16 protein-coding genes are annotated in these 11,731 nt (G+C 64.9%); 9 read left to right on the top strand and 7 right to left on the bottom strand.

Going from position 1 to position 11,731, the window contains the following annotated elements; genetic code table 11:
- Positions 1-457 precede the first annotated feature (457 nt).
- Genes AYJ54_RS08615 through AYJ54_RS08590 form a run of 6 tightly spaced genes read left to right on the top strand, consistent with a single transcriptional unit; the run spans position 458 to position 5,877 of the window.
- The gene (locus AYJ54_RS08615) at positions 458-1,126 is read left to right on the top strand and encodes a flagellar hook assembly protein FlgD (protein ID WP_063698286.1); all 669 of its coding nucleotides are present in this window, start codon (positions 458-460) and stop codon (positions 1,124-1,126) included.
- Positions 1,127-1,157: 31 nt separating this feature from the next.
- Positions 1,158-2,423, top strand: coding sequence for a flagellar hook protein FlgE (flgE, locus tag AYJ54_RS08610; protein WP_063698284.1), 1,266 nt, complete (start codon positions 1,158-1,160; stop codon positions 2,421-2,423).
- 3 nt (positions 2,424-2,426) lie between these two features.
- Entirely contained in the window at positions 2,427-2,687 is a 261-nt protein-coding gene (locus AYJ54_RS08605; protein WP_063698282.1) for a hypothetical protein, read from the top strand.
- 12 nt (positions 2,688-2,699) lie between these two features.
- The gene (locus AYJ54_RS08600; protein WP_430641417.1) at positions 2,700-3,155 is read left to right on the top strand and encodes a flagellar protein FlgN; all 456 of its coding nucleotides are present in this window, start codon (positions 2,700-2,702) and stop codon (positions 3,153-3,155) included.
- 19 nt (positions 3,156-3,174) lie between these two features.
- The gene (flgK, locus tag AYJ54_RS08595) at positions 3,175-4,950 is read left to right on the top strand and encodes a flagellar hook-associated protein FlgK (RefSeq protein ID WP_063698279.1); all 1,776 of its coding nucleotides are present in this window, start codon (positions 3,175-3,177) and stop codon (positions 4,948-4,950) included.
- Positions 4,951-4,965: 15 nt separating this feature from the next.
- Positions 4,966-5,877 (top strand): flagellin, encoded by a 912-nt coding sequence (locus AYJ54_RS08590; RefSeq protein WP_063698277.1) that lies wholly within the window; start codon positions 4,966-4,968, stop codon positions 5,875-5,877.
- Positions 5,878-6,096: 219 nt separating this feature from the next.
- Here AYJ54_RS08590 and AYJ54_RS08585 read toward each other — a convergent pair whose 3' ends face one another.
- Positions 6,097-7,671, bottom strand: a complete 1,575-nt coding sequence (locus tag AYJ54_RS08585) for an AMP-binding protein (RefSeq protein WP_063698275.1) — start codon at positions 7,669-7,671, stop codon at positions 6,097-6,099.
- Positions 7,672-7,704: 33 nt separating this feature from the next.
- Positions 7,705-8,340, bottom strand: coding sequence for a uracil phosphoribosyltransferase (gene upp / locus AYJ54_RS08580; RefSeq protein WP_063698273.1), 636 nt, complete (start codon positions 8,338-8,340; stop codon positions 7,705-7,707).
- A gap of 125 nt (positions 8,341-8,465) precedes the next feature.
- Between upp and AYJ54_RS51205 the strand changes: the two genes are divergently transcribed.
- Complete coding sequence (locus tag AYJ54_RS51205) at positions 8,466-8,624, top strand: hypothetical protein (protein ID WP_201724149.1); 159 nt, start codon at positions 8,466-8,468, stop codon at positions 8,622-8,624.
- A gap of 10 nt (positions 8,625-8,634) precedes the next feature.
- Here AYJ54_RS51205 and AYJ54_RS53440 read toward each other — a convergent pair whose 3' ends face one another.
- The 3 genes from AYJ54_RS53440 to AYJ54_RS08570 form a co-directional block, all read right to left on the bottom strand.
- Positions 8,635-8,763 (bottom strand): hypothetical protein, encoded by a 129-nt coding sequence (locus tag AYJ54_RS53440; RefSeq protein WP_283808642.1) that lies wholly within the window; start codon positions 8,761-8,763, stop codon positions 8,635-8,637.
- 101 nt (positions 8,764-8,864) lie between these two features.
- Entirely contained in the window at positions 8,865-9,269 is a 405-nt protein-coding gene (locus tag AYJ54_RS08575) for a hypothetical protein (protein ID WP_063698272.1), read from the bottom strand.
- Positions 9,270-9,287: 18 nt separating this feature from the next.
- Positions 9,288-9,479: a hypothetical protein gene (locus AYJ54_RS08570; protein ID WP_063698270.1), complete on the bottom strand. Its 192-nt coding sequence runs from the start codon at positions 9,477-9,479 to the stop codon at positions 9,288-9,290.
- A 273-nt stretch (positions 9,480-9,752) separates the two neighbouring features.
- Between AYJ54_RS08570 and AYJ54_RS08565 the strand changes: the two genes are divergently transcribed.
- A complete protein-coding gene (locus tag AYJ54_RS08565; RefSeq protein ID WP_136623547.1) occupies positions 9,753-10,031 on the top strand; it encodes a hypothetical protein in 279 nt (92 codons plus the stop codon).
- Positions 10,032-10,061: 30 nt separating this feature from the next.
- The gene (locus AYJ54_RS08560; protein ID WP_245328937.1) at positions 10,062-10,268 is read left to right on the top strand and encodes a hypothetical protein; all 207 of its coding nucleotides are present in this window, start codon (positions 10,062-10,064) and stop codon (positions 10,266-10,268) included.
- Between the two features lie 120 nt (positions 10,269-10,388).
- Here AYJ54_RS08560 and AYJ54_RS08555 read toward each other — a convergent pair whose 3' ends face one another.
- Both AYJ54_RS08555 and dapA read right to left on the bottom strand, forming a co-directional pair.
- Positions 10,389-10,781 carry a hypothetical protein gene (locus tag AYJ54_RS08555; RefSeq protein WP_063698264.1) on the bottom strand — a complete coding sequence of 131 codons (393 nt, stop codon included), beginning with the start codon at positions 10,779-10,781 and terminating at the stop codon, positions 10,389-10,391.
- Between the two features lie 29 nt (positions 10,782-10,810).
- Complete coding sequence (dapA, locus tag AYJ54_RS08550) at positions 10,811-11,728, bottom strand: 4-hydroxy-tetrahydrodipicolinate synthase (protein ID WP_063698328.1); 918 nt, start codon at positions 11,726-11,728, stop codon at positions 10,811-10,813.
- Between the last annotated feature and the right edge of the window lie 3 nt (positions 11,729-11,731).

Genomic DNA, 11,731 nt, shown 5'->3' with positions numbered 1-11,731 from the left:
TAGCCCACCGGCCGAACCGGAGCTGCAAGAGCAAAGGAGATGGTGCGATCGATCGTTCAAAGATGCGAGCAAATCCGTGGGACCCATCGGCCGAACGAGGTCGCGTGGTTGATTGGAACTCGCGTCGCGGAAACCATCTTGGCCAGCGGCCCAACACGCCGCACCAACAGGCCGGACATATGGACGCAAGCGATCCGATCAAACCTCACAAAGCTCTTGTGCCACGGGGGCCGTCCACATATGGGTCCCGGATCGGCGCTTCGCTACGGGACAGCGCTACGCGCTGCCCGGCGCTACGCTTGTCCGGGACGACGAGGAGAGGGTGTGGCGCGCAGCTCGTATCTTACGAGCAAATCCGCGCCTGAATTCGCGTGCCCGCGCGTTTCATCAGCACACAGATTTCAAGTGTCGCCTGCCGAATTCTTCGCGGCGGACTGCACGAGAACCGGAGTGTTTGATGACCGTTTCCGCGACGAGCTCCGTCTCGACTGCCACCACCTCGACGTCCTCGTCGTCGAGCACGTCGTCCTCGTCGACGCTGACGTCGAGCGATTTCCTGAGCCTGCTCGTCAGCGAGCTTCAGAACCAGGACCCGCTGAACGCGACCTCGACCACCGACTTCATCAATCAGCTCACGTCTTACGCGAACTTCAGCCAACAGCAGTCGATCAACACCAACCTCTCGTCGCTTGCGAGCTCGTTCTCAAGCCTCGTGACGCTCAATTCGGTGAACTATATCGGCCACACCGTCGAGGCGAAGACCGACACCTCGACGCTGAGCAACGGCTCGGCGACGTTCGGCTACTCGCTGTCCTCGACCGCTTCGAACGTCTCGATCAGCGTCAAGGATTCTTCGGGCAACACGGTGTGGACCGGCACCGGAACCGGCAATGCCGGATCCAACACCTTCACCTGGGACGGCAAGAACTCAAGCGGCACCCAGCTCTCCGACGGCGGTCAGTACACCATCTCGGTGACCGCGACGGATTCAGCCGGCAACTCCGTCCTCAACTACACGACCGTCACCGGCACCGTGACCGGCATCGACACCTCGACCGCGACGCCGTCTCTCACTGTGAACGGCGTCTCCGTCAGCGCCGCTGACATCATCGGCGTCACGTCCTGATCTCGCATCCTGATTTCCTTGGAGCTTCATCATGAGTCTCACCGGTGCATTGTCCTCGGCGATCTCGGCGCTCAGCGCGCAGAGCCAGTCCTTGTCGATGATCAGCGACAACATCGCCAATTCCGACACGACCGGCTACAAGACGACGTCGGCGATGTTCGACGACCTCGTCACCGCCTCGAGCAACACGACCTCCTATGCCTCGGGCGGCGTCACCGTCTCGGGCCGCTCCAACATCACCCAGCAGGGCCTTTTGGCGGCGACCTCCAACGCCACCGACGTTGCGATCCAGGGCTCGGGCTTCTTCGTGGTGACTAGCGCCACTTCGGGCGGCACCACGTCCTACACCCGCAATGGCGCCTTCACGATCGACAATGCCGGTTATCTCGAGAACAACGGCAGCTATCTCGAGGGTTGGCGCACCGATGCGGACGGCAACGTCGTCGGCAGCGAGTCGGCGAGCAATCTCTCGGCCATCAACACCCAGGTCGCCTCGACCAGCGGCAGCGCTACCACCAAGACCACGATCGCGGCGAACCTGCCGTCGGATGCCGCCACCGGCGACACCTATACCAGCTCGATGACGGTCTACGACTCGCTCGGCGCGGCGAATACGATGCAGATCACCTGGACCAAGACCGGCACCAACGAATGGAGCGCGAGTTTTGCCAATCCGACCTCGACGTCGGACACTACGACTGCAACCGGCACGGCCTCGGGCAGCATCGCCATCACCTTCAACAGCGACGGCTCGCTCGCCAGCACCAGCCCGAGCCCCGCAACCGTTGCGGTCACAGGCTGGACCGATGGCGCCGCCGACAGCACGATCACCATGAATCTGGGCACCGTCGGCAAGACCGACGGACTGACGCAATATGCTTCGGGCGAGACCACGCCATCCGTCAACGTCACCAGCATCGATTCGGATGGTCTATCCTACGGCAAGCTGTCCAGTGTCTCGATCGGTAAGAACGGTGTGGTCGACGCGACCTATTCCAACGGCCAGACGATCGCGATCTACAAGATCGCGGTGGCGACGTTCGCCGATCCCAACGGGCTTTCAGCGGCCAGCGACGGCCTCTACTCGGCGACCGTGACGTCGGGCAACGCCTCCCTGCAGGCCTCCGGCGAGAACGGCGCGGGCACGATCTACGGCAGCGAGCTGGAGTCCTCGACCACCGACACCAGCAGCCAGTTCTCGAGCATGATCTCGGCGCAGCAGGCCTATTCCGCCGCCTCGCAGGTCATCTCGACCGTCAACAAGATGTACGACACCCTGATCTCGGCGATGAGGTGAGCGATGCGCGGTGAGACGGCAAAAGCCGCAGGCGAAGCGTTGCTGCGGCGGTTGCGTCGGCTGGTGGCGCGCGCTGCCGCCGTGAAGGGCAGCGACCGGAAGCAGCTGCTCGCACTGCTCGACGACATCGAAACGACGCGCCGCGGTCTCCAGCGGGAATGCGCGGCGATCGAGGGCGAGATGAGACAGGCGACCGTGCGGACGACCGCGATCGGCGCTTACCTGCGCAACTCGCAGGCCGGCCGCGGCCGGCGGCACAATTAGAAGGCGATGACAATGACTGTAGCTCAAGCCACGAGGACGAGCGCCGCGCAGGGCGACGCACGGATCAAATCGCTGATCGCGCTCATCGACAACCTGACCGCGCTGGTCGCGGAGGAGAATTCGGAGCTCGCCAAGGGCCTGCCGGCTTCGCGCCTGAAGCAGGTCGACGAGAAGAACCGGCTGGCCGAGGTGTTCGAACGCACGGTTGCCGAATGCGCGGCGGGGCAGACCAGCCTCCACGTGCGCGACCGGATCCTGCGCGAACAGCTCATGGAGAAGATCCTGACGCTGCGCGCGGCGATGGACGAGAATCTGGTGCGCCTGCGTGCGGCGATCGAGGCCAGCAATCGCCGGATCGAGGCCGTCATGCAGGCGATCCGCGAGCAGATCGCGGCAGTGTCGCCCTACGGCGCCTCCGGACGCGTCGCCGCGCGCGCCGTCTCCAGCGGCACCATGCGCAGCGCCTGACAAGCTGAGGAGCCGCGCCGTGTCGCTCGACATCGCACGTTTGGTCGCCTTCAGCGGTCTTTCGGCCACGTCTGTGCAGATCAGCGTGACGTCGTCGAACATCTCGAACGCCGATACCACCGGCTATACCGAGAAGACCGCGACCCAATCGAGCACCGTCACCAACGGCGTCGGCACCGGCGTCACGGTGACCGGCATCACCTCGACTGTCGACAAGCTGCTGTTGAGGTCGCTGATCGGAGCCACCTCCGATCTCGGCGCGGCCGACACCACCAACACCTATTTGACGTCGCTGGAAAAGCTCTACGGCTCGACGTCCAGCACCGACAGTTCCTCGACCGGGACCTCGCTCGCCAACAGCATCGCCTCGCTGGAATCGGCGCTGTCGTCGCTGACGAGCACGCCGAGCAGCGCCTCGCTGCAATCCAACGTCGTCAGCGCGCTCGACGACGTAGCGAGCCAACTGCGGGAGACCTCGAGCGGCATCCAGAAGCTGCGATCCAATGCCGACCAGGACATCGCGTCCTCGATCGACGACGTCAATACGGACCTGCAGCAGATCGCCAGCCTGAACGCCGAGATCAAGCAGACGGCGGCGGCTGGCCAGTCGACCGCGGACCTGGAGGACCAGCGCAATACCGCGCTCCAGGACGTCGCATCCAAGATGAACATCAGCTATTTCACGGCGTCGAACGGCGATCTCCAGATCTATACCACCTCGGGCCAGGCGCTGGTCGACAGTACGGCGCACACGATCAGCTACACGGCGGCGGCCAATGTGACGGCGGCGACGACCTACACGGCCGGCTCGTCGTCGAGCGGCTTCAGCGCGATCTCCGTCAACGGGGTCGATATCACCTCCCAGATCACCGGCGGCGACATCGGTGCGCTGATCACGCTCCGCGACAAGACGTTGCCGGCGGCGCAGTCCCAGCTCGACCAGCTGGCGCAGCAGCTCTCCTCGGCGATGAACAGCGTCTCCAACAGCGCCTCCGCGGTGCCGGCGCCGACCAGCCTGACCGGGACAACCGCCGTCACCAGCAGCACGGCGCTCGCTGCCACCGGTGCGGTGCGCCTTGCCGTGACCGATCAGAGCGGCAATCTCGTTTCCTATGGCGACCTCGACCTGTCGAACTATGCAACGGTCGGCGATCTCGTCACGGCCATCAACGGCATCTCCGGCCTGTCCGCCTCGGTCGATGCGAACGGCCATCTCTCGATCGCGGCCACTGGTTCCGGCAACGGCGTCGCCATCAACGAGATGACGAGCTCAGTCGGCAGCTCGGCCGAGGGGTTTTCCGAGTATTTCGGCCTCAACGATCTCGTGACGGGAACGAGCGCGTCCGACATCGCCGTCAACAGCAGCATCCTGTCCGGCACGAACGAATTGCAGCTCGCGACGCTGGATTCGTCTTCGAGCCTGACGGCCGGCAGCACGGTGCTGTCGTCGGGCTCGGCCACGGTGGTCAACGCCTTCTACAATGCATTGACGGAGTCCCGGACATTTGCTTCCACCGGCGGGCTCGCTGCGACCACCGGCTCGTTCGCCGATTATGCCTCGGCCATCGTGTCCGACGTCGCCAGCAAGTCCTCGCAGGCCTCGACCAATTACACGGCCAAGGAGACCGCGCAGTCGACCTATGCGAGCTCGCTGTCCTCGCAAACCGGCGTCAACCTCGACGAGGAATCGGCCAGGCTAAGCACGCTCCAGAACAAGTATTCGGCGGCCTCGGCGCTGATCCAGGCCATCAACTCGATGTACTCGGCGCTGCTCACCGCCGTGCAGTCGACATAGGACGGGAGCTGTCCCATGGTCGCGATGCGGGTGGCCACCTTCGCACAGTCGAACACGATGATCGCCGACGCGTTGCGCGTGCAGTCGGTGATGGCCAACGAGCAGATCCAGGAATCGTCAGGGGTCATCTCGACCGATTTCGGCGGCTATGGCTCGACCGCGCAGCACGTCATCAACCTCCAGGTCTCGGTGACCCGTGCGCAGTCCTATATGGACGCGGCGACGCTCGCCGACAGCAAGGTGCAGGTGATGTATTCGGCCGTCGGCTCGATGACCGACATCATCACGCAGCTCCGCTCCCAGCTCAGCGCCGCATCGACCGGCAGCTCCACCGAGACGAACTCGGTGATCTCTTCTGCGCAGCAGATGCTGCAGGAGATGGGCTCGCTGATGAATACCCAATATGACGGCCAGTACGTGTTCGCCGGCGGCAAGTCGGACACGGCACCGGTCGATCTCACGAGCTTTTCGTCCGGCACGGGCTCCACGACCACGGCGGATACGAGCTATTACAACGGCGATGACGAGATCGCCTCGGTGCGCGTCGCGACCGACGAGACGGTGTCCTATGGCGTGACAGCCGACAATTCGGCGTTCGAGGAGGTGATGCGCGTCCTGAAATTCGTCGCCAACAGCACATCGCTGTCGTCTTCCGACATCTCCAGCGCGCTCAATCTCGCCAGCGCAGCGCTCGACGACACCGCGGCCGTGCAGGCAAAGCTGTCCAGCGCGGCGTCCTCGATCGAGACGGCGAGTGCCCGTCAGAGCGACTACAAGAGCTATGCCGAGACACTGTCGAGCGACCTCACCAGCGTCGATGTTGCGGCCATCACGGCGCAGCTCTCGACCTACCAGGCGCAGCTCACCGCGTCCTATTCGGCACTGGCCAAGATCCTTGGCATGAATCTCGCGAGCTATCTGAAATAAAGCGTGTTGAATTTGGTCAAATAGCTGCGAGCCGAGGACACCTCTCCCGTAGGGCGAGGTCGGATCGCATCGAAAGATGTGGTCCGGGTGAGGGGTTACAGTCTCACCGACCGCTGCGGCCCCTCACCCGGATTGCTTCGCAATCCGACCTCTCCCCGCTGGGGAGAGGTGAATGCCCAGGCGACCGACAGTACCAGTCTCACCAGGCTCTGCGCGGATCTATTCAGAGGCGAGCCGCTCCATCGCCATGGTGCGGAGCCGGGCGCGCTGGATCTTCACGCCATTGGCGCTGTCGGTGACGGGGAAGCCATCCACGACGTAGATCCGGGCCGGAACCTTGTAGCCGGCGAGCCGCTCGCGCAGGCGTGCGACCAGCGCCTCCTGCTGCGGCGGCTCTCCGGCCGGGATCACGAAGGCGACGCAGCGCGCGTTGCCTTTCAGGTCGACGGCGACCACCTGGGCGTCGGCGACGCCGGCGCAGGCCTTGAGTTCGTCCTCGACCTCGCCGGGTGCGACCAGGAAGCCGCCGAGTCGCATGGCGTCGCCGGCGCGGGTTTCGTAGACGAACGAGCCGTCGCCGCGCAGCCGGCCGATGTCGCCCGTGCGGAAGAAGCCGTCCGCTGTGATGGCATCCCGCGTCGCGTCCGGATTATTGAAATAGCCGAGGAAGCGGGACGGTGCGCTGATCTCGATCTCGCCGGAGACACCGGTCGCTGCGAGCTCGCCGGATTCGGTGTCGCGCACGCGCACCAATGCGTCCGGCGACATCGGCCAGCCGCCGCCCTCGATGCGGTCGGCGAAGGCATCGCTCGCACGGCCGATCGAGAACAGCGCCTGCACCTCGCTCGAGCCATAAAGGCCGAACAGCGGCAATCCGCGCGCCTCGGCCTCCACGGCGAGCTCGCGCCAGCCGGGCTGGAACGCGGCGAAGCCGAACACTTCGGCGCGCGGGAACGGGCGCGGAGCATGTGTCAGCGTGAGAATCCGGCGGAACATCTCGTCGGAGCCGAAGGCGTGCGTGATCCCGTGCTCCCTGAGGATCTTCAGCGCCGGTGCCGCCTCGAAGGCGTCGAGCACGTGGATGGTCACGCCGGCGGCGAGGAAGGCAAGCAGGCCGCTCATGCCGAAGGTGCCGCAGAACGGCAGCATCGCCAGCAGCGAATGACGCTGCGGGGAGAGGGTCAGTGCCTTGGCAACCGAGCGGGCGTGCGTGGTGAGCGTCCTCTGCGAGTGCGCCACGAGCTTCGGTCCCCTGGTCGTGCCGGAGGTCGTGTAGAGCAGCACCGGCAGGTCGACATCGTCCTGCGGCGGTGGCGCCGGCGGATAGGGCTTGTCGAAGGCGTCGAACCGCACGCAGGGCCAGTGCGCGGGGATCGCATCCGCACCGACCACCGCGAGCTTCTGCAGCGCGGTCACGTCGGCCCTGGCGATATCGGCGAGAATGGCGGCAAATTCGATCGAGCGGAACGCTGCCTCGACGACCATCAGCTTCGCGCCGGACAGGCGAAGCAGGTGCGCGACTTCCGCGCTGCGGTAGCGCGTATTGACGGCGGCGACAATCGCCCCACATCGGGCGGCAGCGAACAGAAGGGTGACCCATTCGACCCGGTTGACGAGCCAGACCGCGACCACGTCGCCCTTGCCGATACCCTGGGCCGCAAGCCAGGCCGCAGTCCGGTCGATCTTGCCTGAGAATTCTGCGCGCGAGATGGGGGTGCCGTCGAACACCAAGGCGGGATCGGCGGCGGGCTCGGTGCCGATCAGCGATTGCAGTGATCGATCATTGGGGCGCATGGCTACCGCAGTAAACCGATCGCGCAAGGCTGTCTACTTGGTGCCGAACATCCGGTCGCCGGCATCGCCGAGGCCGGGCACGATGTAGCCGTGGTCGTTGAGCCGTTCGTCGATCGCCGCGGTCCAGATCGGCACGTCCGGATGCTCCCGCTGGAACTGCGCGATGCCCTCCGGCGCGGCCAAAAGGCATACGAACCGGATGTCGCGGGCGCCGCGCGCCTTGAGCAGGGAGGCGCCGGCGCAGGCCGAGTTGCCGGTCGCGAGCATCGGGTCCATCAGGATCACGGTGCGGTCGGACAGGTCCTGCGGCGCCTTGAAGTAGTACTCCACCGCCTGCAAGGTCTCGGGATCGCGGTACAGCCCGATATGGGCGATGCGCGCCGACGGCATCAGCGCCAGCATGCCGTCGAGGAAGCCGACGCCCGCGCGCAGGATCGGCGCCAGCGTGAGCTTCTTGCCGGCGATCTTCGGCGCCTGCATCGGCGCGATCGGCGTCTCGATCTCGACCAGCTCCAGCGGCAGGTCACGCGTCACCTCGTAGCAGAGCAGCATCCCGATCTCGTTTAGGATTTCGCGAAAGCTCTTGGTCGAGCGGTCCTTCTCCCGCATCAGGGAGAGCTTGTGCTGGACCAGGGGGTGGGCGACGACATTGACGTTGCTGCTGCTCATGGAAACCGCTCTACACGGTTCCGTGAAAATGCGCCAGATCGGCCGGATCTGTTCCGCCGGATAGCTTGCCTCAAGCAGGCATCGCCACCGCCGTGCGCGCCCGGTTGCTCGCCTCATAGGCAGCCATGGTCAGCTCCCGCTCGATCGCTGTGCGCATCGCATCCATAGCCGGCTGGCGCAGCCGCTTCTTCGCGGTCGCATGCGACGGCCTGTGGATCGCGCGCAGCGCCGAGATGATCTCGTCGAGCGTGGCGCGGCTGCTGGAGATGGCGGCGAAGAGGTGAGGGGCGTGGCCTAGACCCCGAGCCCGCGCGCAAGAAGCGTGATCACGATCGTCAGGATGGCGCCCCAGATCAGGCTGAGCGTCATCGTCAAGATGGTCACGGTGACCGCCTGCTCGAGGTTTCCCCTGAGGGAGTGCATGCTAGCTCTCCGAGGTCGGCGCCGTGGTCATGCGCATGCCGAGCAGCAGTGTGCCCATCACCGCGACCAGGAATATGATCTTGAGCTCGACCATGTCGTTGCTATCGTGCCGACGCGTGCGGCAGGCGCCGCTTGACCCAATCGAGCCAGCGCACGGCCAATGCGACCAGCGGATTGCCCCGGTTCTCGATATCGAGCTCGAAGGTCTCCGCAGGAAACACCAGCGCGCATCTTGCAGGCGCGCTTTGCCGGTTGGCGAAATCAACCGCGGAGCTCTTGAACAGGAACAGCCCGCCGATGCGCCCGTCCGCTGCGCGCGCAACCCAGAGGCCGGCGCTGTTGCGACCGATGAAGAAAGCGGGAATGGCGGTGCTGACGACGTCGGGATCGAGTGGCTTGAGCGCCAGCGCAGGCGCAACCCTGGACGCCGCCTGCTCAGCACGGCGACGGGCAGCTTGAAGCGCGATTGCGGCCATGGCGGCCTCCTCACACATTTGCAAGGTCATGATGGTCTCCCATGCCGGTCAGGCGTGGAGGTGCCAGACATAGATTGCGGTCTTCAGCGCGATGAGTGCCGCGAGCACGCTGCCCATCGAGAGCACGGCCAGCGTACGCAAAGCGACGCGCTTGAGCTGGACCTTGCGCGCTTTCGACATCCGCGCCGGGCGTTCCGCCCATTCAAAGGGCCGTTCAAGGTCATGTGTCAGCAGCGACATGTCGGAAGTCCCTATTCCGTGGTGCGGCGAGACGGCCGCTCCAATCTGCCTCCGATGATGTCCATCGCGGCGTAGGATTGCGAGATGACCGCCGAGACCACCGCATAGGAATGTCATAAAGAGGCCGGCCGCCGCGGCATAAAGACAGTTCCGGCGAACCGCCCCGCAGCACGGGCTTATGCGGCGCCTATATGGCCGACCGCCGAGGCCGCTCGATTTCCTATGCCGTCATTCGCATCCTCTTTGTCATGGAATTCGCTGAAGGAGCCGGCGATGACCCATTTTCCTGCGGCCGATCAGAACGGGACCAGCCCCGCTGTTTCAGGCCGGAACTTTCCGTATCGGTTTGGTAGCGTTCACGTGCAATGTGGGCGTGGCCGCGCCGCCCTGAATTGCATCAATGGTTATCTGAAGAATCTGATCGCGACGATCGCGAGCGTCAAGGTCCGCCGCATGCAACGCGAGCTGGAGCTTCGCGGCATCCGCTTCGACGCCGCGAATGAGACATGGATCACCGCAGAGCACCGACGGCCGCGCATCGGCGGCCAGTGACAACGGCAGCGCTGGTTGAAGGAGGATCGCTTGGCACGAGAACCGCTCGCCGCGAAGCTGACATCCCTGACCCGTCATGCGCTCGAGGCGCTGCTGACCTTCCTCTTTCCAGGCTGGTATGGGCCGTCGGCCAAGTACCGGCCTGAAAACCACTATATGCGCGGTCCAGGACCGAAATGGCGGGCGAAGTACCTCGCGGAACAGGCCTTGCCTGCTCGCGGTGCAAACAAGCTGTGACGCACCTTCGTCGAGGCAGCCTTACCCTGATCCAGCTCATGCGAGCGTCTCGGCCAAGGCGAGATAGAGAGCGAACAGAAAGCCGCGATAGCATCACAGCGCGCCTGCGTACCGTCGGGGCTAGGCTCGCGCCTTGCGCGACGGCAATCCTCTGAACAGGTTGTCCTCCAGCTTCGGGCGGCGTTTGATCGGGATGGTTTCTGGTCCGATGCCGAGAACCGCAGCCAAGGCGAGTTTCAGCCGTGGCTCGTCGACCTCCGCGTGGAAGCGCTTCAGGATGGTTTCCGAATTCTCTCTCTGACCGAGGACTGCGGCGCAGAGCTCGGAACTGGTGCGCCGAAAGAAATGCAGCGAGCTTCCGGCACGTCCCGCACCGAGCCGATCGACCTCCGCAGCAACGCCGGCAACGTTCAGCCGGTCGGAGTCATCAAGCGTGATTGCAAAGCGCAGGATCGCCAGCTGCCAGGCGCGCAGCAGCCTGCGGTGACCCTCAGTTGATTTCAGTGAATTCATGATTGCATCGTCGAAGGTCCCCGGATGTATTATCCCTCGGCGACTTCAATCAACTCCTCGTCGTTGATCGCGACGAAGGCACGGGTGATCTCGGCCTTGGCCGCATCATCCAGCTCCACGATCGGCAGCCGAGTGTGGGGCTGCATGAGGCCAAGCAGACTCAAGGCATATTTGAGAGCCGCCGGACTCTCCTTGGCGAGACAGGCTTCGAGGCGCACCAGCCGCTTCTGCAAATACCGCGCGGACTGCATCCGGCCTTGCCGGCAGTTGGAGAAGATGGTCCGGCACAGATCCGGAGCGATGTTCGAAACCAGCGAGATGGCGCCATCACCGCCGCTCGCGATGAAACCGAAGGCGGTTGCGTCGTCGCCGGACAACAGGCGGAAACCGGCAGGCAATTGCGGGCACAGGCGCATCGGGCGGGAGATGTCGCCGCTGGCATCGCGCAGGCCGACGAATTGCCTGTTCTCGGCAAGGCGCACGAGCGTGTCGTCGGCGAGGGGCCGCAGCGTGCGCGAGGGAACATCGTGCAGGATGATGGGCAGGCCGGTCGCGCCCGCGATCGCGCGGAAATGCGCGAGCATCCCCTCCTGCATGGGCCTGTTGTAGTAGGGCACCACCGGGAGGACGGCGTCTGCACCCGCGGCTTCAGCGCGCCGGGCGAGTTCGATGGCGTGGTTCGTGCCGTTCGCAACCGCGCCGGCGATGATCCGCGCGCGTCCACCCGCGACATCGACTGCGGTGCGGATGATCAGCTCCTGCTCGGCCGCCGTCAGCGTTGGAGCTTCACCGGCGGTCTCGCAAACCAGGACCGCAGGAACGTCAGCCGCAATCTGGCGCTCGCACAGCGCAGTGAAGGCCTTGAGATCGATGAGGCCGGCCGCATCGAACGGCGTCGGCAGGTCCGGGATTACGCCCGTGAGCCAGGCAGATGGAGGGACGAGCATGGT

It is taken from the genome of Bradyrhizobium centrolobii (genome assembly GCF_001641635.1).
In the GTDB taxonomy this organism is placed as follows: domain Bacteria; phylum Pseudomonadota; class Alphaproteobacteria; order Rhizobiales; family Xanthobacteraceae; genus Bradyrhizobium; species Bradyrhizobium centrolobii.
Note: the sequence above shows the minus strand (reverse complement) of the source record. Positions and strands in the feature narration are given on the sequence as shown.